General features: G+C 66.8%; 22 protein-coding genes. 14 read left to right on the forward strand and 8 right to left on the reverse strand.

The annotated features are described in order from the left end of the window. The first annotated feature begins 46 nt into the window (after positions 1 to 46). Positions 47 to 949, forward strand: coding sequence for an MBL fold metallo-hydrolase (locus ACZ5M6_RS13575; RefSeq protein ID WP_333896034.1), 903 nt, complete (start codon positions 47 to 49; stop codon positions 947 to 949). Positions 950 to 1,079: 130 nt separating this feature from the next. On the opposite strand, the gene ACZ5M6_RS13580 is transcribed toward ACZ5M6_RS13575, so the two are convergent. Both ACZ5M6_RS13580 and ACZ5M6_RS13585 read right to left on the reverse strand, forming a co-directional pair. Next, positions 1,080 to 1,766: a DUF1499 domain-containing protein gene (locus tag ACZ5M6_RS13580; RefSeq protein WP_333896035.1), complete on the reverse strand. Its 687-nt coding sequence runs from the start codon at positions 1,764 to 1,766 to the stop codon at positions 1,080 to 1,082. A gap of 15 nt (positions 1,767 to 1,781) precedes the next feature. Then, entirely contained in the window at positions 1,782 to 3,416 is a 1,635-nt protein-coding gene (locus ACZ5M6_RS13585) for a long-chain-fatty-acid--CoA ligase (protein ID WP_333896036.1), read from the reverse strand. A 168-nt stretch (positions 3,417 to 3,584) separates the two neighbouring features. On the opposite strand from ACZ5M6_RS13585, the gene udk reads away from it, so the two are divergent. From udk to ACZ5M6_RS13615, 6 genes are all read left to right on the forward strand, one after another. Beyond that, positions 3,585 to 4,232: a uridine kinase gene (gene udk, locus ACZ5M6_RS13590; protein WP_054766158.1), complete on the forward strand. Its 648-nt coding sequence runs from the start codon at positions 3,585 to 3,587 to the stop codon at positions 4,230 to 4,232. Between the two features lie 84 nt (positions 4,233 to 4,316). Next, positions 4,317 to 5,249, forward strand: coding sequence for an NAD(P)H-dependent flavin oxidoreductase (locus ACZ5M6_RS13595; protein ID WP_228184428.1), 933 nt, complete (start codon positions 4,317 to 4,319; stop codon positions 5,247 to 5,249). A gap of 36 nt (positions 5,250 to 5,285) precedes the next feature. Beyond that, the gene (locus tag ACZ5M6_RS13600) at positions 5,286 to 5,996 is read left to right on the forward strand and encodes a TorF family putative porin (RefSeq protein ID WP_464158913.1); all 711 of its coding nucleotides are present in this window, start codon (positions 5,286 to 5,288) and stop codon (positions 5,994 to 5,996) included. A 172-nt stretch (positions 5,997 to 6,168) separates the two neighbouring features. Then, positions 6,169 to 6,381 (forward strand): cold-shock protein, encoded by a 213-nt coding sequence (locus tag ACZ5M6_RS13605; protein WP_182713543.1) that lies wholly within the window; start codon positions 6,169 to 6,171, stop codon positions 6,379 to 6,381. A 42-nt stretch (positions 6,382 to 6,423) separates the two neighbouring features. Beyond that, the gene (locus tag ACZ5M6_RS13610; protein WP_152950636.1) at positions 6,424 to 6,597 is read left to right on the forward strand and encodes a hypothetical protein; all 174 of its coding nucleotides are present in this window, start codon (positions 6,424 to 6,426) and stop codon (positions 6,595 to 6,597) included. Positions 6,598 to 6,620: 23 nt separating this feature from the next. After that, a complete protein-coding gene (locus tag ACZ5M6_RS13615; RefSeq protein WP_464158914.1) occupies positions 6,621 to 6,881 on the forward strand; it encodes a hypothetical protein in 261 nt (86 codons plus the stop codon). 2 nt (positions 6,882 to 6,883) lie between these two features. Here ACZ5M6_RS13615 and ACZ5M6_RS13620 read toward each other — a convergent pair whose 3' ends face one another. Beyond that, on the reverse strand, positions 6,884 to 8,047 hold the full coding sequence (locus ACZ5M6_RS13620) for a cystathionine gamma-synthase (RefSeq protein WP_464158915.1): 1,164 nt from the start codon (positions 8,045 to 8,047) through the stop codon (positions 6,884 to 6,886). Between the two features lie 4 nt (positions 8,048 to 8,051). Continuing rightward, positions 8,052 to 9,452 carry a pyridoxal-phosphate dependent enzyme gene (locus tag ACZ5M6_RS13625; RefSeq protein WP_464158916.1) on the reverse strand — a complete coding sequence of 467 codons (1,401 nt, stop codon included), beginning with the start codon at positions 9,450 to 9,452 and terminating at the stop codon, positions 8,052 to 8,054. Between the two features lie 105 nt (positions 9,453 to 9,557). Here ACZ5M6_RS13625 and rnr point away from each other — a divergent pair, with 105 nt between their 5' ends. The 4 genes from rnr to rpmG all read left to right on the forward strand — a co-directional run bounded on the left by rnr (position 9,558) and on the right by rpmG (position 13,262). Next, positions 9,558 to 11,888, forward strand: coding sequence for a ribonuclease R (gene rnr, locus ACZ5M6_RS13630; RefSeq protein ID WP_464158917.1), 2,331 nt, complete (start codon positions 9,558 to 9,560; stop codon positions 11,886 to 11,888). Next, the gene (locus ACZ5M6_RS13635; RefSeq protein ID WP_152950642.1) at positions 11,885 to 12,598 is read left to right on the forward strand and encodes an NUDIX hydrolase; all 714 of its coding nucleotides are present in this window, start codon (positions 11,885 to 11,887) and stop codon (positions 12,596 to 12,598) included. The genes rnr and ACZ5M6_RS13635 overlap by 4 nt, the downstream gene beginning before the upstream one ends. A 2-nt stretch (positions 12,599 to 12,600) precedes the next feature. Then, positions 12,601 to 13,008, forward strand: a complete 408-nt coding sequence (locus tag ACZ5M6_RS13640; RefSeq protein WP_464158918.1) for a DUF5990 family protein — start codon at positions 12,601 to 12,603, stop codon at positions 13,006 to 13,008. Positions 13,009 to 13,094: 86 nt separating this feature from the next. After that, positions 13,095 to 13,262, forward strand: coding sequence for a 50S ribosomal protein L33 (gene rpmG, locus ACZ5M6_RS13645; RefSeq protein WP_003164451.1), 168 nt, complete (start codon positions 13,095 to 13,097; stop codon positions 13,260 to 13,262). A 79-nt stretch (positions 13,263 to 13,341) separates the two neighbouring features. Here the strand turns inward: rpmG and ACZ5M6_RS13650 are convergent, their stop codons facing one another. Both ACZ5M6_RS13650 and ACZ5M6_RS13655 read right to left on the reverse strand, forming a co-directional pair. Next, the gene (locus tag ACZ5M6_RS13650; protein WP_183214777.1) at positions 13,342 to 14,703 is read right to left on the reverse strand and encodes a PleD family two-component system response regulator; all 1,362 of its coding nucleotides are present in this window, start codon (positions 14,701 to 14,703) and stop codon (positions 13,342 to 13,344) included. Continuing rightward, a complete protein-coding gene (locus ACZ5M6_RS13655) occupies positions 14,700 to 15,065 on the reverse strand; it encodes a response regulator (RefSeq protein ID WP_182713570.1) in 366 nt (121 codons plus the stop codon). Before ACZ5M6_RS13655 ends, ACZ5M6_RS13650 begins: the two co-directional genes overlap by 4 nt. Positions 15,066 to 15,171: 106 nt before the next feature. On the opposite strand from ACZ5M6_RS13655, the gene ACZ5M6_RS13660 reads away from it, so the two are divergent. The 3 genes from ACZ5M6_RS13660 to ACZ5M6_RS13670 are packed head-to-tail and all read left to right on the forward strand — an operon-like array spanning position 15,172 to position 18,521. Beyond that, positions 15,172 to 16,440, forward strand: coding sequence for a DNA polymerase IV (locus ACZ5M6_RS13660; RefSeq protein WP_464158919.1), 1,269 nt, complete (start codon positions 15,172 to 15,174; stop codon positions 16,438 to 16,440). Between the two features lie 8 nt (positions 16,441 to 16,448). Further along, positions 16,449 to 17,744, forward strand: a complete 1,296-nt coding sequence (locus ACZ5M6_RS13665; RefSeq protein WP_464158920.1) for a nicotinate phosphoribosyltransferase — start codon at positions 16,449 to 16,451, stop codon at positions 17,742 to 17,744. 36 nt (positions 17,745 to 17,780) lie between these two features. Further along, the gene (locus tag ACZ5M6_RS13670; protein ID WP_464158921.1) at positions 17,781 to 18,521 is read left to right on the forward strand and encodes a polysaccharide deacetylase family protein; all 741 of its coding nucleotides are present in this window, start codon (positions 17,781 to 17,783) and stop codon (positions 18,519 to 18,521) included. A 6-nt stretch (positions 18,522 to 18,527) separates the two neighbouring features. On the opposite strand, the gene ACZ5M6_RS13675 is transcribed toward ACZ5M6_RS13670, so the two are convergent. After that, complete coding sequence (locus ACZ5M6_RS13675; protein WP_348684213.1) at positions 18,528 to 18,818, reverse strand: hypothetical protein; 291 nt, start codon at positions 18,816 to 18,818, stop codon at positions 18,528 to 18,530. Between the two features lie 67 nt (positions 18,819 to 18,885). Continuing rightward, complete coding sequence (locus tag ACZ5M6_RS13680; RefSeq protein WP_183214782.1) at positions 18,886 to 19,791, reverse strand: hypothetical protein; 906 nt, start codon at positions 19,789 to 19,791, stop codon at positions 18,886 to 18,888. Positions 19,792 to 19,866: the final 75 nt, after the last annotated feature.

Here is a 19,866-nt window from a genome sequence, read left to right on the forward strand (position 1 = left end):
CCGAGGAGTTAAGGCAAGGGTCGCGCCAGAGGACGGGGGCGGCGGCGTGATTCCCTTCGTTCGCGATTTCGACTTCGCCTATGGGCGGCGCGATCAGGTCTCGCCGCTGATTCAGCGGGTGATCGCCGCCAATCCGGGCCCCTTCACCTTTACGGGGACGGGGACCTATATCGTCGGGCGGGCGGAGCCGGGGGCGCAGGTGGCGGTGATCGACCCCGGCCCTCTGGACGAGGCGCATCTGGCCGCCCTGCTGACGGCGGTGGAAGGGCGCGTCGTCAGCCACGTCCTCGTCACCCACACCCACCGCGACCACGCCCCCCTCGCCCGCCCCTTCGCCGATCGTAAGGGGGCGACGATTGTCGCGGCGCGGCCCCCGGTGCGAGAAACCCACGCCTCGGGCGCGCTGGATGAGGATGAGGATGCGGACTTCGCCCCCGACACGGTGCTGACGGGCGGCGAACGGATCGAGGGCGACGGCTGGACGCTGGAGGCCCTGTTCACGCCCGGCCACGCCTCGAACCATATGGCGTTCGCTCTACGGGAGGAGAACGCCCTGTTCAGCGGCGACCACGTCATGGGCTGGTCCACCACGGTGGTGGCGCCGCCGGATGGAAACATGCGCGACTATATGGCCAGCTTGGACGCCGTGATCGCGCGGAACTTCACCACTCTCTGGCCCACGCACGGCGCCCCTGTGACGAACCCTGGGCCCTTTCTGTCAGCCTATCGCGCCCACAGGCTGGAGCGCGAGGCCCAGGTGGCGGCGCGGTTGAGGGCGGGCGACCGAACGGCGGCGGAGATGACGCCGATTCTCTACGCCGCCGTGGATCAGCGGCTGTGGCCGGCCGCCGCCCTGTCGGTCCTGGCCCATCTGATCAAACTGGTCGAAGACGGGACGGCGACCGTTTCGGGCCCGCCCAGCGTGACGACGGAGTTTCGTCCGGCCTAGAGCCTGATCCGTTGAGGAGGAACCGCTACGCGGTTCGCTGAAACGGTGAATCAAGCCCCAGATCAAAGCGAGAGCATGATTCACGCTTCTGTTGGAACCGCTGCGCGGTTCCGTCCGAAACGATCATGCTCTAGCGGACTTCCTCCTCCAGGGCCGCGACGATCTTGCCCATCAGACGGCAGGTCGCGCCGCCGTCGGGGCGCGGATCGCGCGCTGCAACTCGAATGTCGGTCCGTCCGGGCCGGATGCGGATCACCGCGTCATAGGCGAAGCCGAACCAGGCGCCCTCATGCACCCCCTCGACCTCGAAGGTCGCGGCGCGAACCACTGGAAAACCAGCGTCCACCAGGGCCGATACCGCCTGCTGCGCCAAGATCTGCGAGGGAATGGAGCGGGCGGCGGGACAGGCCGGCTCGCCCTGAACGTCATCCGCGTGAGGATGAAGGGCGGCCAAACGGCTGAAGGCCGGCGGTTCTTCCACACTGGTGCTGACGTCGCGCGGCGTCGGCTGGGCCAGACGCGCCCCTTGATAGAGGAAGACGCCCAGCACGCTTCCCGCCAACACCAGGGCCGTCGCGGCATAGGCCCCACGTCGGCCGAGGTCGCGCAGAGCCAGGACCGAGACGACCAAGGCCGCACCGAGGCCGACCCAGGCCATGCCCCGCCCCACCGTCCAGGTCAGCAGATCATAGGTGACCGCCCGATCGACCCCGCCGAACAGGGTCGCCGCCATGGCCGCCACCGCCAGGACCGGGGCCGCCGCCGTTACGGCGGTCAGGACAGGGATCAAGGCGGGGACGGGCTTGGTCGATCGCATCGGCGCTCCGGCAGGTCAGGCGGGCTGAACGTCGGGCAGACGATAGTCCTTCATCCGCTCGCGCAGAAGCTTCTTGTCGATCTTGCCTGTGGCGCCCAGGGGGATCTCGTCCAGCGCCACCACATCGTCGGGCATCCACCATTTGGCGATCTTGCCCTTCAGGAAGTCGAGATGCTCCTGCTTGTTCAGGATCTCTCCCGCCTTCAGCTTGACCAGCAGGACCGGGCGCTCGTCCCATTTGGCATGAGGGGCGCCGATCACCGCCGCCAGTTCGACCTTGGGATGGCCGACGGCGATGTTCTCGATCTCAATGGAGCTGATCCACTCCCCACCCGACTTGATCACGTCCTTTGACCGGTCGGTGATCTGCATGAAGCCCAGCTCGTCGACGGTCGCGACGTCGCCCGTATCGAAGAAGCCGTCTGAGTCCAGAATCGAGCTCTCCTCACGGAAATAGGCGCGGGCGACCGTCGGCCCCTTGACCATCAAATGGCCGAAGGTGGCCCCGTCATGCGGCAGGCTCTGACCCGCGTCGTCCTTCAGCGCCAGTTCTATGCCCAGTGGGGGCGTACCCTGTTTGGTGCGGTATTTCAGCTGTTCCTCGAACGGCAGGGCCGCCGTCTCCGGCGTCATGTTCGACAGGGTGCCGATCGGCGAAGTCTCGGTCATGCCCCAGCCCTGGAGCACTTCGACGCCATAATCGTCGTGGAAGGCTCGGATCAGGCTTTCCGGCACGGCCGAACCGCCGATCAGCACGCGCTTGACCGTAGAAAGCTTCAATCCGTTCTGCCGCATATGGGCCAGAAGCCCCTGCCACACGGTGGGCACGGCGGCCGAGAAGGTGACGCCCTCGGTCTCGAGCAGCTCATACAGAGCCTCCCCGTCCATCCGGGCGCCCGGCATCACCAGCTTGCAGCCCGATGCGGGACCGACGAAGGCGATGCCCCAGGCGTTGGCGTGGAACATGGGCACCACCGGCAGTATGACGTCGCTGGTCTTGCCCCCAACCACCGAAGCTTGCAGGGCCATGAAGGTGTGCAGGAAGTTGGAGCGGTGCGAATACAGCACCCCTTTGGGATTCCCCGTGGTGCCGGAGGTGTAGCACAGGCCGCAGGCGGTGTTTTCCGGGAAGTCGCCCCACAAGACGTCGGGGGACTGTTCAGCCACGATCCTTTCATAGGATTCTGCGCGCGGCAGCCGGGTCTGCGGCATGTGGGCGTCGTCGGTCATGATGATGACCCGCTCGACCTTCGGGATGTGGGGCAGAATGGCTTCAAGCAGCGGCACGAAGGTCAGGTCGGTGAAGATGACCCGGTCCTCGGCGTGGTTGATGATATAGACGAGTTGCTCGGGAAACAGACGGGGGTTCAGGGTGTGGCACACCGCGCCTATGCCCATGACGCCGTACCAGGTCTCGATATGGCGGTCGGTGTTCCAGGCCAGGGTGGCGACGCGATCGCCGGGCTCGATATCCCAGGCTTTCAGGGCGTTGGACACCCGCTTGGCCCTGTCGTGAATCCGGCTATAGGTGGTGCGGACGATGGGGCCTTCGACGGAACGGGTGACCACTTCGCGGTCGCCGTGCCAGTTCTTGGCATGGTCGAGGATCTTATCGACCGTCAGAGGCCAATCCTGCATCAATCCCAGCATGTGCGTCTTCCTTGTCCCTTGATGCGTCTGCTCGCCCGCGACGCTTGATGAGACGCTATAGGGGTGATCAGCGATAAGCAATGCGACCCCGGCGCGCCGTCGCGCGACCGATCGCCCCGTCGGACCGGCGCTTGGCGATGCGCCGGCCGGCGCCGTAGAAGGCCGTCCATGGCCATATTGATCGCAATCACGGGGGGCTCCGGCTCCGGTAAGAGCACGCTGGCGGAGGCGCTTGTGTCCAGCCTGCCCGACGGGGCGGCCGTGCTGGTGCGCGAAGACTCCTATTATAAGGACGCCGCCGCCCTGCCCGGCTTCGACCCCGCGACCTTCGACTTCGACGATGTAGCCGCGCGCGACCATGCGCTGATGATCACAGACCTGAAGGCGTTGAAGTCGGGTCGGGGCGTGACCGCGCCCGTCTATTCCTTCATCCATCATGGACGCGAGCCGGGCGGCGAACCGATCCCGCCAGCCGAGGTGGTGATCGTCGAAGGCACCCATGTGCTCTGTACGCCCGAGCTGACTGCCCTGTTTGACATCCGGGTCTTCGTCGACACCCCCGCCGACATCCGCTTCATCCGGCGCCTGCTGCGCGACCAGTCCGAGCGGGGTCGGTCGGCGGATTCGGTCGTGGCCCAGTATCTGGCGACCGTGCGGCCGGGCCATGAGCGGCTGACCGAGCCGTCGCGCACCCACGCCGACTTCATCGTCGCCGACGCCACCGCCGCCGTCCGGCTGGAAGATCCGCAGGCCGTGGTTCGTCTGGCCGCGCCCGTCCTGGCCCATCCCCTGCTGGCGCCTTTCCTGACAGACTGAAGGTTTCGGTCGGACTTCGGAACGGATTGCCTTACGCCACGACAGCCCGGTATGCGTCCTGAAACGAAACTGAAGGAGACGCCTGTGGCCATTCCCGCTTCGCTTCAAAAAGGCCTGACCCTGCCGGTCATCTCCTCCCCGATGTTCCTGGTCTCGGGGCCGGATCTGGTGGTCGAGGCCTGCAACGCCGGGATCATCGGAACCTTCCCGTCGCTGAACCAGCGCACCACCGAGGGCTATCGGGACTGGCTGCAGGAGATCAAGGGTCGCCTGTCCCCCGACGCCGCCGCCTTCGGCGTCAACCACATCGTCCACCCGACCAACCCCCGGCTGATGGCCGACATGATGGTGTCGGTCGAGGAGAAGGTGCCCCTGATCATCACCTCCCTCGGCGCGGTGCGTGACGTGGTGGATGCGGTCCACGGCTACGGCGGCGTGGTCTTCCACGACATCGCCAACATCCGTCACGCCCGAAAGGCGGCCGAGGCGGGCGTCGACGGCCTCATCCTGGTCGCCAACGGCGCCGGCGGCCACGCCGGCATCATCAATCCCTTCGCCCTGATCAACGAGGTCCGGTCCTTCTACGACGGGACCATCATCCTGGCCGGGGCCATTTCGACGGGCCGAGACGTGGCGGCGGCCCTGATGATGGGCGCCGATTTCGCCTATATGGGCACCCGCTTCATCAACACGGCCGAAGCCCTGGCGCCCGAGGCCTATAAGCAGATGGTCATCGACAGCGGCTCGACCGACATCGTCCATACCCCGGCGGTCTCGGGTATTCCCGCCAACTTCATGACCAAGTCCCTGGTCGAAAACGGGATCGATCCCAAACATCTGCCCGAGCACAAGCTGGACATGGGCGACGAAGCCAAGGCCTGGAAGACGGTCTGGTCCGCCGGCCAGGGCGCAGGGGCCATCCACGACGTCGTTCCGACCGCCGAACTGGTCGCCCGCCTGCGACAAGAGTTCGCTCAGGCCACGGAACAGTTTTCAGCCCGGTTCCCGACAGGCTAAGGGGCTCTTTCGCGCGGTTCGCGCGTTGGAGCCCCCATGATCCGAAACACACGCGCTGCCCGCCTCTCCGTTCCCCTCGCCGTCGCCCTTGCGGGCCTCGCCGCCCCCGCCCTGTCCCAGACCTCCGGTCCTTCCTCGGACTGGGGTTTCGAGCTGGGGGCTGGGACGGACAACCGATCCAAGGCGGCGTCCAAGTCCGGCAACGACGGCTATGTCTTCGGCGCTGCGACCTGGGAGTCCGCCGACGGCCGTTTCTACGCCGGTCCCGGGTTCGAGACGATCCAAACCGGGGGTTCCCGGTTCGAGACCGAACTGGTCGCCGGCTACCGGCCCGAAGCCTGGGGCTACGCCTTCGACCTCAGCCTGGCCTACAAGAACCGATGGGACGTTGATCCCGGCTATGACGCCGACGGTTGGGAGCTGACCGGCGACATCAGCCGCGCCGTCGGCCCCGCCGAGGCCCGGCTGCAGGTCCAGTATTCGCCCGACGCGGCCGGCTCAGCACGGTCCTTCACCTGGGTCGAAGCCCAACTCGCCTGGGCCTTCAGTCCCCGTCTGGAGGGCTCCGCCGCCGTCGGCCGCCGCGAACAGGACGGCGCCCCCGACTACACCGGCTGGAACGCGGGCGTGACCTACGCCCTGACGGACGCCCTGGCGCTGGATCTGCGCTACCACGACACGGACGCCCATACATTCGGCGAACAGTACGAGGAGGCCCTGGTGGCCGAGGTCGCCTACGCCTTCTGACCCGCACCCTTGCGCCCGCGCCTTGGGCTTCCCATATCGAGGGCGTCGATCTCTCTGCGTAACGCCGCTGCTCCCTTTGCATCACGCACCGAGGTCCAAACGCCGATCCCATTCAGACCCGACAGACCGCTTGGGGCCCTCCCTTCGGTCAACGCCAGACGGAGGTCTCCAAATGGCTACCGGCACTGTAAAATGGTACAATCCCACAAAGGGTTACGGCTTCATCGCCCCTGATGACGGCGGCAAGGACGTCTTCGTCCACGCCTCGGCGGTCGAAACCTCGAGCCTCGGCTCGCTGAACGAAGGCCAGAAGATCGGCTACGAGATCGAGCGCGACCAGCGCTCCGGCAAGGAATCCGCCGGCCGCCTTTCGGCGGCGGAGTAGGACAAGCTTCTTGGCTCGCCCGCCATCGCTTTCGACGGCGAGGTGACGAAGCTCCTGCCTCTGGGCGGCCGGAAGGTCCGCCTGGACAACGGCCACATCGTCACGGTCCTGCCGACCCTGGGTGCGCCGAACGGCGTGTCCCTGCTCGGCGACCGTGTCGTGGTCGAGATCGCCTTCAATCAGCTGAAGGGCTGGCGCCTCGCGCGCCGGCCCTGAAGCCTTTCTGCACGGATGACGACATGACCCCGCTCGCCGACATGATCCCCACCATGACCGACGCCGACCTGACCACACTGCGCGCCAACGCCGCCCGTCTGGTCGAACACGGCGCCTCGACTCAGGTGATGGCCGCCAGCGACATCCTGCCGGTCATCGACGACGAACTGGCCCGCCGCGCCGCCCTGCCCAAGCCCGTCAAGGCCCCGCCGGCGAAGCGCGCCGTCCCCAAGAAGAAGCTGCCCCCCGTCACCGGCCACCAGACGGCTCTGCCGACCGGCTGAGATCAGCCCAGGGCCTGATCCAGGTCGGCGATCAGGTCCTCGACGTCCTCGACCCCGACCGACAGGCGGATCAGGCTGTCGGTGATCCCGCCCTTCTCGCGGACCTCCTTGGGCACGCTGGCGTGGGTCATGATGGCCGGGTGGTTCACCAGGCTTTCAACCCCGCCCAGCGACTCCGCCAGCGTAAAGACCTGCACCTGCTCCAGCACCCGCTTGGTCCGCTCCAGGTCGCCGTCCAGGATCACCGTCACCATGCCGCCGTAACCGCCGCGCATCTGGCGCGCCGCCAGTTCGTGCTGCGGATGGGCGATCAGGCCGGGATAGATGACTTTCGCCACGCCCGACCGGGTCTCCAGCCAGCGCGCCACCGTCAGGGCGTTCTCGCAGTGGGCCTTCATCCGCAGCGCCAGGGTCTTCAGGCCACGGTTGGCCAGGAAGGCGTCGAACGGCCCCATGATCCCGCCGACCGAGTTCTGTAGAAACTTGATCCGCGTCGCCAGCTCAGGATCGGCCGTCGCCAGCACGCCGCCGATGATGTCCGAATGGCCGTTCAGATATTTGGTGGCTGAGTGCATGACGATGTCCGCCCCCAGCATCAACGGCTGCTGGCAGAAGGGTGTGGCGAAGGTGTTGTCGACAATCAGCAGCAGGCCATGCGCCTTGGCCAACTTGGACAGGGCGGCGATGTCGGCCAGCTTCATCAGCGGATTGGTCGGGGTTTCGACCCACAGCATCTTCGTCTTGGGCGTGATCGCCGCCTCGACCGCCGCGATGTCGCTCAGGTCCACATAGGCGAAGTCCAGTCCCATGGTCCGCCGCCGTACCCGCTCGAACAGGCGCCACGAGCCGCCGTACAGGTCGTCGCCCGTGACGATATGATCGCCCGCATCCAGCAGTTCGAGCGCCGTCGAGGTCGCCGCCATGCCCGAGCCGAAGCCGAACCCGTGGGCGCCGCCCTCCAGGTCCGCGATACAGGCCTCGAACGCCTCGCGCGTCGGGTTCTTGCCCCGCGCGTATTCATAGCCCTTGTTCACGCCCGGACTTTCCTGGGCGTAGGTCGAGGTGGCGTAGATCGGTGTCATCACCGCCCCCGTCGTCGGGTCCGGCTTCTGTCCGGCATGTATGGCGCGGGTCGAGAAACCCTGGCTGTTCTTCTTGTCGGCCATGGGATTACCGGTTCAGGCTGAGGTGGTTGATCAGGTCGGTGCGGGTGATCAGGCCCACGAACTTTTCGCCGTCCAGCACGATGGCCACCCGGTCGCGGTCGAACAGGGGGATCAGGGCGTCCAGCGGCTCATTGACCTGGACCGTGTCCAGATCGCGCGTCATGGCGTCGGCGACCGGCTTGGCGAACCGCTCCTTGCGGGTGATCTCATCGGTGTTCATCACCTGGACCAGGTCGCTCTCGTCCAGGATGCCGACCAGACGCCCGTCCTCGATGATCGGCAGCTGGGAGACATCGGCGCCCTTCATCCGTTTGAAGGCCGTGTCCAGGGTGTCGCCCGGCCCGGCCACGACCACGTCGCCCCGCTCGTACTTGCGGTTGATCAGGTCCGACAGATCGCCGTGCAGCTCGCGCTCGCCCAGGCCCTGATCCGCCAGCCAGGCGTCGTTATAGACCTTGGACAGATACTTGGCCCCGGTGTCGCAGACGAAGGTGACGCAGGTCTTGGGCTCAGTCTGTTCGCGGCACCAGCGCAGGGCCGTGGCGATCAGAGTGCCCGAAGACGATCCGGCCAGAATGCCTTCCTTCAGCAGCAGTTCGCGCGCCGTGGCGATGGCTTCCGCGTCCGGGATCGAATAGGCCTTGTCGATCAGGCTCATGTCCGCCGTATCGGGCACGAAGTTCTGACCGATGCCCTCGACCGTATAGCTGCCGTCCGGCCCCGGCACGCCGTCGTTGACGATGCCGGCCAGGGTCGATCCGACCGGGTCGGCCAGGATGATCTGGGCCTTGGAGCCGACGCTCTTCAGATAGCGCGCGACGCCGGTGATGGTGCCGCCCGAGCCGATGCCGGCGACGAAGGCGTCGATGTCGCCGCCCGTCTGTTCCCAGATCTCCGGCCCCGTGGTCTTCACATGGGCGTCGGCGTTCGACTGGTTGGCGAACTGGTTGACGTAATAGGCGCCGGGGATGGCCTGGGCCAAACGCTCGGCCATGTCGGTGTAATATTCCGGGTGTCCGTGCGGAACGTCCGACCGCGTCAGGCGAACATCGGCGCCCATGGCCCGCAGATGCTGGATTTTTTCCTTGGACATCTTGTCCGGAATGACCAGCAGCACCTTATATCCACGCGCCCGCCCGACCAGGGTCAGGGCCAGGCCGGTGTTGCCCGCCGTCGCCTCGACGATCGTGCCGCCTTCCTTCAGCCATCCCTCACGTTCGGCCGCATCCAGCATCTCGACCGCGATCCGGTCCTTGATCGAACCGCCCGGGTTCTGGGACTCCAGTTTCAGCAACAGCCGGCACTTGCCGGTGTCGATCTTCGTCACCTCCACCATCGGCGTCCGGCCGATCAGATCCAGCGGCGACTTCACGGTCACGCTAAGGGCGGGGGCGTTCAGGGACATCGTAGGCTCCGGTTCGGGACGCAGCGAGGCTGAGGCCTCACATTCACATGGTCAACTCACGCAAGATTTGACCCAAGGGCGCGGTTCCGCGCTACGAAAGACGCAATGACCAAATCACCCAAGAGGCCGCCCGCCGGTCTCCCCGACAAAGACACCCTCCTCGCCTTCCTGCGCGAGGCCGGATCGGCCGAGAAGACCGATATCGCCCGCCACTTCGGCCTCAAGGGCGGCGATCGCCGGGCCCTGCGCGAAATGATCCGCGAGCTGGAGGCTGAGGGCCGGCTGGGCAAGCGCGGCCGCAAGGGCTTCTCAGAAGCCGGCGCCCTGCCCCCCGTCGGCGTCGCCGACGTGATCGAACGCGACGGCGACGGCGAACTGTACGTCCGCCTGGTCGAGGCCGGCGCCGATGCGCCCCGCGCCCTGTTGATGCCGGACAAGGCAAAGCCCGGTCCGGCCCCCGGCCTGGGCGACCGGCTGCTGGTCAAGTTCCAGCGCGGCGACGACGGCTGGGAGGCGCGACTGATCAAACGGCTGGACGCCGGGACGAACCGTGTCCTGGGCGTCATCCGCAAGTCGGCGCGCGAGACCCGCGTCGAGCCGGTCGACCGTCGCTCCAAGGACGTGCTGCTGGTGCCCCAGGCCCAATCCGGCGATCTGCGCGACGGCGATCTGGTCCTGGCCGCCGTTGAAAAGGGCGACCAGCGCTATGGGCCCAAGCGCGGCAAGATCCTGGAGCATATCGGCAAGGAGGACGATCCCCGCGCCGCCTCCCTGATCGCCATCCACGCCCACGGCGTCCCGACCGGCTTCTCCGAGGCCGTCGAGCGTGAGGCCGAGGATCAGGAACTGCCGACGCTGAAGGGGCGCGAAGACCTGCGCGAAATCCCTTTCATCACCATCGACCCCGCCGATGCACGTGACCACGACGACGCCGTCTATGCCGCCCGCGACGAAGATCCGAAAAACCCCGGCGGCTGGATCGTCTGGGTCGCCATCGCCGACGTCGCCGCCTACGTCCGCCCCGGCAGCCAGCTGGACCGAGAGGCGCGCGACAAGGGCAACTCCACCTATTTCCCCGACCGCGTCGAGCCGATGCTGCCCGAGGTGCTGTCGAACGGCCTGTGCAGCCTGAAGGAGGGCGAGAACCGCGCCTGTCTGGCGGTGCGGATGATGTTCGACAAGGACGGCCGCAAGACCGGCCACAGGTTCGTGCGCGGCCTGATGCGGTCGCACGCCAAGCTCAGCTACGAACAGGCCCAGTCCGCCATAGACGGGCCTGAAAAGGGGGGCGGGGCCGACGACACGACCGGGCCGATCATGGAGACCATCCTCTATCCGCTGTGGAACGCCTATCACGCCATGCTGAAGGGCCGGCTGAAGCGCAGTCCGCTCCAGATCGAATCCGCCGAACGCCGCATCCGCATGGCGCCCGACGGCGGGATCGCCTCCATCGAGAAGCGCGCCTCGCTGGAGGCGCACCGGCTGATCGAGGAGATGATGATCCAGGCCAACGTCTGCGCCGCCGAGACCCTGGAGCAGAAGAAGACGCCCCTGATCTATCGCGTCCACGACGCCCCAAGTCAGGAGAAGATCTTCAACCTGGCCGACTTCCTCTCGACCATCGGCAAGCCGTGGAACAAGGGCGAGCCGGGCACCACCAAGCGGTTCAACAAGTTGCTGGACGAGACCCGCGACGGCGAATACGCCGATGTGGTCAACGAAGTGGTTCTGCGCACCCAGATGCAGGCCGTCTATTCGCCGGAAAACGTCGGCCACTTCGGTCTGAACCTGGACCGCTACGCCCACTTCACCTCGCCGATCCGGCGCTATTCCGACCTGATCGTTCACCGCGGCCTGATCCGGGCGCTGAACCTCGGCAAGGACGGGCTGACCGACCGCGAGATCGCCGAACTGCCGGCCATCGCCGAGGGCGTGACCATGACCGAGCGCCGGTCCATGGCGGCCGAGCGGGACGCCATGGACCGCTATATCGCCGCCTTCCTGGAGGACCGCGTCGGCGCGAACTTCACCGGACGGATCACCGGCGTGACCCGCTTCGGCCTGTTCATCCGCCTCGACGAGACCGGCGCCGACGGCCTGGTTCCCGTCTCCACCCTGGGCGGCGAGTATTTCGCACATGACGACCGCGCCCACGCCCTGGTCGGCGAACGCACCGGCAAGCGCTTCACCCTGGGCCGGATGGTCGAGGTCAGGCTGGTGGAGGCCACCCCCGTCACCGGCGGACTGGTGTTCGAAATGCTCAGCGAACCGGAGCCGCGCGATCCCAACGCCCCGCCCCCTCGCTACGGCGTCCGGGGACGAGGCGGCGACGGCCCGCCGATCCGCGGCAAGAACCGGCCGGGCGGCCCCAAGCCCCGCAACGGCTCCAAACCTTCGGGCGGGCTGAAGGGCGTGCGCAAAGGCAAACGGAGGTGACCCCCTTCGACGCCGCGCAGGACCTGACCGACGCGCCTCGCGTCGGCGGCGCCCAACGCCCCAAGGACGCGGCGACATTGATCGTGACACGGGGCGGGTCGCGGCCTGAGGTGCTGATGGGGCGGCGGGCGCCGGGCCATGTCTTCATGGCGTCGAAGTGGGTGTTTCCCGGTGGGCGGATCGACCGGGCGGATTTCACCGCCGCCTCGACCGGCGCCTTGGCGTCAGACGTCGCGCGTCGGCTGGAGGCCGAGGTTCCCGCCCGCCGCGCCCGCGCCCTGGCCCTGACGGCGATCCGCGAGACCTTCGAGGAGACCGGGTTGATCCTGGGGCGCGCCGCGCCCTCCGCCAGCGTCGCTGGACCGTGGCGCGAATACCGCCAAGCGGGCGCCCTGCCCGATCTTTCGGTCCTGTCCTACATCGCCCGCGCCGTTACGCCGCCCGGCCGCACGCGCCGGTTCGACGCTCGTTTTTTCATGGCCCCAGCCGAGGCCCTGCTGACGCCCGAGCCGACCACAGGGTCGGGCGAGTTGGACGAAATCGCCTGGCTTCCCCTGGAAGACGCTCGCGCCCTTGATCTGCCCGCCATCACCCGCTTCGTGCTGGGCGAACTGGCCGAGCGGCTTGGCCAGGATCGAACCAGCCCCGACCGCCCCCTCCCCTTCGTCCGCATGGTGCGCGGCCGCCACATCGTCGATCACAGGGACTGACCATGCCTAGCGCCATCACCCTGCGCCTGACCACAGCAGACCCGGTCCCAGGCGTCGCCTACAGCCTGCAGGACAAGGCCAACACGCCGGTCAAACCCCGTATCGCCGGTGACGGTCCGATCAGTTTCGACGTCCCCGTGACCCTGTCCGACGACGGGCGGCTGACCGGCCCCTTCGTTCGACGCGAGGGACCGTTGCGCCGCTTCATCTATATCGCCATCGGCACATCGGCTGGACAGCACGGCGAATGGAGCCGTCGCGCCAAGATCGATGTCCACGACATTCCCGCCGCCCTTCTGGCCCAGGCCCGCGCCGGTCAGACGCTTGAGGTGATTCTGCCCGGCCGTGCCCGCGACGGCGGCCCCGCCTGCGCGACTGTGCGGCCTCTTCGGCCGTGGACGGCCGTCTGAGATTGGGCCGTTGACTTTGGATCGAGTCTGAGTATGTTCCGCGCCTCTTATTTTAAGCGGCTTTCGCCGTCGCAGAGGTAATTCCGATGGCCAAACCGGCTTCCATCAAGATCCGCCTGAACTCCACGGCCGACACCGGCTTCTTCTACGTCACCAAGAAGAACGCTCGCACCATGACCGAAAAGATGGTCGTCAAGAAGTACGACCCGGTCGTGCGCAAGCACGTCGAGTTCAAGGAAGGCAAGATCAAGTAACGCCTTGATCCGCTGACAAAGGAAAACGCCCGGCTGGTCGCAGCCGGGCGTTTTTCGTTGCGGCTACGCCGGTGCGACGTCAGACCGCGCGCGCGACGACCTTGTTGCGGCCTCCGGCCTTGGCTTCATAAACGCCTTCATCGGCCCGCTTCAGCAGGGCCTCGGGCGTGTCCCCGGCGCCGGTGGTCGCGGCGACGCCGATCGACAGGGTGATGGTCAAAAACTCCTCGCCGCCCATCACGCGGAACGGCGCTGCGGCGATGTCGCGGCGAATACGCTCGGCCACCATACGGGCGTCCTCCAGACCCGCGCCCGGCATGACCACCACGAATTCCTCCCCGCCCATACGGCAGGGCAGGTCCACGGCGCGCACATTGGTGGCGAGCCGGACCGCAAACTCGGCAAGAACCTCATCGCCGGCGTCGTGGCCGAAACCGTCGTTGACCGCCTTGAAGTGGTCGATATCCAAGACCAGCACAGCCACCGGCGAGCCGCCGTGTGTGGCGCGCCCCACCAGGGCCTGCAGCTGGCCGGCCATGTAGCGCCGATTGTGCAGGCCCGTCAGAGAGTCGGTGACGGCCATTTCCAGACTGCTGTCCAGCTTCTGGCGCAGGAAGTCCGTATAGCGTTTGCGCCGGATCTGGGTGCGGACACGCGCCGAAAGCTCCTCGGTGTCGATCGGACGCGGCAGAATGTCGGTAGCCCCCAACTCCAGCGCCTTGACCATCCGCGGTCGCTCGCTGGGCTCCACGATCGCGAGGACCGGCGCGCGCCGCGCGTCGCCGGATTTCAGCATGGCCACGACCCTTAATCCGTCGAAACTCTGGGCCGCCACATTGACGATGATCAGATCCAGCGGCCCCTTGGCCGCCGCAAGCGCCGCCTGGGGATCGGTCTCCACCACCACGCGGTGTTCGCGGCCCAGTTCGGCAGCGACCGCTGCGGCCTGGCTTTCGTCGTCATCGACGATCAGAACCCGGCCGCCTTCGGTTCTCAGACGCGCTGCAGCCTCGTCGCCCACGCCCATGCGCCGGCTGCTTTCCTCGCGCTCGCGCAGCTCGTCCATCACCTGCTTCAGCCGCGTCAGCGACTTGACCCGCGCCAGCAGCACCACATCGTCGATCGGCTTGGTCAGAAAGTCGTCGGCCTCGGCCTCCAGGCCGCGAATGCGGTCGGCTCGTCCGTCCAGAGCCGTCACCAGCACCACCGGAATGTGCCGCGTCTCAGCTCGCGCCTTCAACCGCCGACAAGTCTCGAAACCGTCCATGCCAGGCATCATGACGTCCAGCAGGATCAGGTCCGGCTGCTCTTTCGCCGCCAGGGTCAAGGCCGTCTGACCGTCGTGGCAGGTCAGCACGTCATAATATTCGATGGTCAGCTTGGCCTCGAGCAGACGCACATTCACGTCTACGTCGTCGACGACCAGAATTCGCGCGCTCATCCCAGATGCTGCCGAATGGTCTGGAGGAAGTGCATGACCGAGATCGGCTTGGAGATATAGGCCTCGCAACCGCCCTGACGAATCCGCTCCTCATCGCCCTTCATGGCGAAGGCGGTCACGGCGATGACGGGAATATGGTTCAGCTCCTCGTCGTCCTTCAGCCATTTGGTGACTTCGAGACCCGAAATTTCAGGCAGTTGAATATCCATCAGGATCAGGTCCGGATGGTGCGCGCGCGCCAGGGCCAAGGCCTGAAGCCCCTCTCGGGTCTGCAAGGTCTCGTAGCCCTGGGAATCGAGCAGATCATGAAAAAGCTTCATGTTCAGCTCGTTATCCTCGACGATGAGGACTTTCTTGGACATCATCACCTGACCTGGGTCGCCGGCGAATTGGCGACGCCGCGTTGAACGTCATACTGCCTGCCCAGTCTTAAGTTGGGGTGAAGCCAAGGTTACGGAGACCTTAAGCGTGGCCATAAAGGCCGTCTGCCGCGACTGTCTGTGGACAGGAACCGACCCCGCCGGGCCGCCGGATCGGCGCTGCCCGTCGTGCGGATCGCGCCGCATCGTCGCCCACACGGAACTGGATCGGTTGACGATCGCGCACATGGACTGCGACGCCTTCTACGCTTCGGTGGAGAAGCGCGATCGGCCCGAGCTTCGCGACCGGCCGGTGATCGTCGGCGGGGGAAAGCGCGGCGTGGTTTCGACCGCCTGCTATGTCGCCCGCCAATATGGCGTCGGCAGCGCCATGCCGATGTTCAAGGCCCTGAAGGCCTGTCCCGAGGCCGTGGTGATCAAGCCGGACTTCGCCAAATACGTCTTTGAGTCAGATCGCATCCTGGGCGCCCTGGGCCGGCTGACGCCCCTGATCCAGCCGCTGTCGCTGGACGAGGCCTGGGTCGATCTGTCGGGCACGGAGCGACTGAACGGCGGGCCTGCGGCCTTTCAGTTGATCCGGTTCCAGAAGCAGATCGAGGACGAGACCGGCCTGACCGTCTCGATCGGCCTGGCGCCCAATCGCTTCCTTGCGAAAATGGCCTCGGAGATGGACAAGCCGCGCGGCTTTTCCGTGATCGGCGCAGGGGATGCGCAGGCCCTGCTGGCGCCCCGCTCCGTCACCGCCCTGCCCGGCGTCGGCCCGGTGTTCGGCAAGGCGCTGCGCAGCGACGGCTACGCCACCATCGGCGATCTGGCGCGCGCCGACGTCCGCGATCTGGTCAAACGCTATGGCGAGTCCGGCCTACGTCTTTACGACCTGGCCCACGCGCGGGACGCTCGGGCCGTGAACCCGGAGCGGGACCGCAAAGGCATGAGCGCCGAAACCACCTTCAGCGAGGACCTCAGCACGGCCGAGGCCCTGGAGGCAGAGCTCTGGCCCCTGTGCGAGAAACTGGCGTCAAAGGCGCGGCGCGATGGCGTCGCCAGCCGCGTCCTGGTGCTGAAACTGCGCCGCACCGACTTCAAGATCGTCACCCGGCGGATCAGCCTGGCCGAACCGGTCCAGACCGCCCGCGCCCTGTTCGCCGCCGGTCGCGATCTGCTGCGACCGGAACTGGGGCCGCCCTATCGGCTGATCGGTATCGGCATGGCGGATATTCAGGATGCGGAAGACGCGCCTGTCGGTCTGTTCCAAAGCGCCGAGACCCGCCTCCTGAAGACCGAACGGGCCATCGACCGGCTGCGGGAAAAGTTCGGCAAGGACGCCGTGGTGGCGGGTCGGGCGCTTAAGACCTAAGAGGGCGCATGGACCTCGCCAAACGCGCCTTCGACCACGGGTTCCGCCTGGACCCGATCGTCCGCAGCCTGCTGGACACCGATTTCTACAAGTTGCTGATGTTGCAGATGATCTGGCGTGAACATCGCGACACGCCCGTGGTCTTCCAGGTCATCAACCGCACCCGGTCGGTCCGTATAGCGGACGAGATCGACGTCGCTGCACTGCGCGACCAGCTGGACCACGCCCGCACATTGCGCTTCACCAACAAGGAATTGGTCTGGCTGGCGGGCAACAGCTTCTATGGCGTGAAGCAGATCTTCTCGCCGGACTTCATCGCCTGGCTGACCGACTACCGCCTGCCCGATTACGACCTGTCGGTTCAGGACGGCCAATATGTCCTGACCTTCTCCGGCGCCTGGGCCGAGGTCACCCTGTGGGAAATCCCCGCCCTGGCCATCCTCAATGAACTTCGCTGCCGCACAGGGCTGCGTCGGCTGGGACGGTTCGAACTGGACGTCCTCTATTCGCGGGCCAAGACCCGGCTGTGGTCCAAGGTCGAGCGGCTGCGCGCCCTGCCAGACCTGGCTCTCTCCGACTTCGGCACCCGTCGTCGTCACGGCTTCTTGTGGCAACGCTGGTGCATTCAGGCCCTGAAGGAGGGCCTGGGCCGGTCCTTCATCGGCACCTCCAATGTGCTCCACGCCATGGAGAACGATCTGGAGGCCATCGGCACCAATGGCCACGAACTGCCGATGGTCATGGCCGCCCTGGCCCCCGACGACGCCAGCCTGGCCCAGACACCCTATGCGGTGCTGGACGAGTGGCGGCGGCATTACGGCAGCAATCTGCTGGTCGTCCTGCCCGACGCCTTCGGCACAGAGGCCTTTCTGGACAAGGCTCCCGACTGGGTCGCCGACTGGACCGGCTTCCGCCCCGACTCGGCCCCGCCGATCCCGGCGGGCGAACGGCTGATCGACTGGTGGCGCGAACGGGGCCGCGATCCGCGCGAGAAGCTGCTGATCTTCTCCGACGGCATGGACATCGACGGTATCGAAGCGGCCCACGCCCATTTCCATGGCCGCACCCGGCTCAGCTTCGGCTGGGGCACTAATCTGACCAATGACTTCCGCGAGTGTTCGCCCGCCTTCGCCCCCGAGCTTGAGCCCATCTCCCTGGTCTGCAAGGTGGTCGAGGCCGGGGGGCGTCCCGCCGTCAAACTGTCGGACAATCCGGAAAAGGCCGTGGGCGATCCGGCCGAAATCCAACGCTATCGCCGCGTCTTCGGCGAGCGCGGCCTGACCGCTCGACCCGTTACGGTCTGAAACCCGGCCTTAAGCCCGATCAGCCATAAGGGCGGCATGAACGCCTTCGTCGATAAGATGCGCCGCCGCGCGGGCCGTTATCTGGATGTCCGCCCCGCGACCATCCGGCCCCCGCGAGGCGTGCTGAGCCTGTCGTTCGACGACATCCCCGCCTCCGCCTGGCTGGAAGCCGGGCCGGTGCTGGCCCAGCACGAGGTGAAGGCCACCTATTATGTCTGCGGCGGTCTGGCGGGCGGGCGCAATCTGGATCTGCCGCAGTTCGAGACCGAGCACCTTCAGGCCCTGCACGCGGCGGGACACGAGGTCGGCTGCCACACCTATGAACACGTCTCAACCCTGCGCCTGTCGCCGGCCGAACTGGACGCCAGCCTGGCCCGTAACGCCGCCTGGGTGTCGGAACGGCTGGACGGCTATCGGATGCAGACCTTCGCCTATCCGTTCGGCGACTGCGCCCTGGGGTCCAAGGCGGTGATTGAGCGGCGCTTCCTGTGCGGCCGAGGCGTGCGCGACGGGATCAACACCGGCCGCGTGGATCGCAATCTGGTGCAGGCCATCGGCCTGGAGAGCCGTCGCCTGCCCGGCTATGATCTGGAACAGCTTGTCGCAGACACGGCGGGCTCTAGAGGCTGGCTGATCGCCTACGGCCACGACGTCAGCGACGCGCCTACCCCCTATGGCTGCCGCCCGGAAGACATCGACCGGCTGATCGGACTAGCCAAGGCCGCCGGGCTGGACATTCAACCCGTGGCCTCGGCGTGGGGCCGCGTCACCGGCTGAAACGGCTTAGAAAACGCCCACGGCGCCCTCGGCCCAAATCAGCAGAACCGCCAGGACCACCGCGGCGCAGACGGCCAGAGCCAAGGAACGACGTTTGATCAAAGCCAGCGTCAGTTCGATCAAGACGCCCGCTCCGACCAGCAAGACGCCCGCGAACAGGAAGTCCGACGCCGTCCAGGCGACCTCGCGAGTGAACTGCATGGCCACCAGCGGCGCCGATAGGGCCAAGGCCACAAGGCCCCAGCCGACCAAACGCAGAGGATGCGCCCCGCCCGCACGCTTCGCCGCCATCGACATGCCGTCGCTCCAATCCGAAAATGTCAGCACACTAATCGATAATCGGGCTATCGAACATCGCCGGCTCTCAGACGAGGGCGACGGCCTTGCGCCGATCCGCCCAGGCGATCAGCTCCTTCCTCGGCCAGACCATCAGCCATGACCGCGCGGTGTATTCACCGCTGTCGATCAACGCCTTTCGCGACGCAGAGGCTGTTGCCGCCCGCTGCGTGTGAATCTCGCCCGGCCCTTGATGCACCATAAAGGCCCCGCCCTTCAGCGGGTTGAGCCGCAGGTGCGCCAGGCGGGGGCTGATCTCGGTCAGGGGCGGGTCGTAGAACCAGCTGGAGCCGATCATCCCCGCCAGCTCCGGTCGCGTCCGACAGATTTCCGCCGCCGTGGCCCAGGCGTCGTTCCAACCCTCCTCGTTGAAGCCGCGCAGCCAGCGGCTCTCGGTATGGACCTCCAGCCAGGGCTCGCGTTTGGCGCCCGCCTTCAGATAGCGGAACAGCGGGCCGAAACCCCAGCCGTCGCGCACATGTTTGATGATCTGTCCCGGCCCCACCGGCGAACTCAGGTCGATGACCTGGCTCTTGGCCGCCGGCACGCTGAGCGCCAGGCTGAAGCGAACATCCTTGGCCCAGTGGTCGAAGTCGTAATCGCCCTCCGCCTGGGTCAGGAAGGCCGCCAGCTGTTCGATCCAATAGGGATAGAGGGACAGCACTTCGGGCGGCAGAGCCAGGGTCGCGACCCGATCCGGCAAGCGCAGGGCCCAACTGGCGATGAGGCCGCGTCGAACCGCGTCAGAGGCGGATGCGCCCAGAACGGCGTCCACCGCCCTGGCTGGCATTTCGAAATCCCAGTGGGGCGCGGCCTCTGCGGCCTTGGCGGCGGCGGGCTCCATGGCTGCATCAACGTGCGCCCAGTCCGACGGCGAAAGGCGCGCCAACACGGCCTGAAAGGCGGCGACGTCAGAGGTCAGGTGCAGATCCATGAGCGCCATTCTGGCATATGGCGATTGGCGAAGGCTTAAGACGCCGGACGGGTGACGCCGCCCTTGCGCCGCGCT

The sequence above is a fragment of the Brevundimonas sp. Br13 genome (assembly GCF_055391505.1).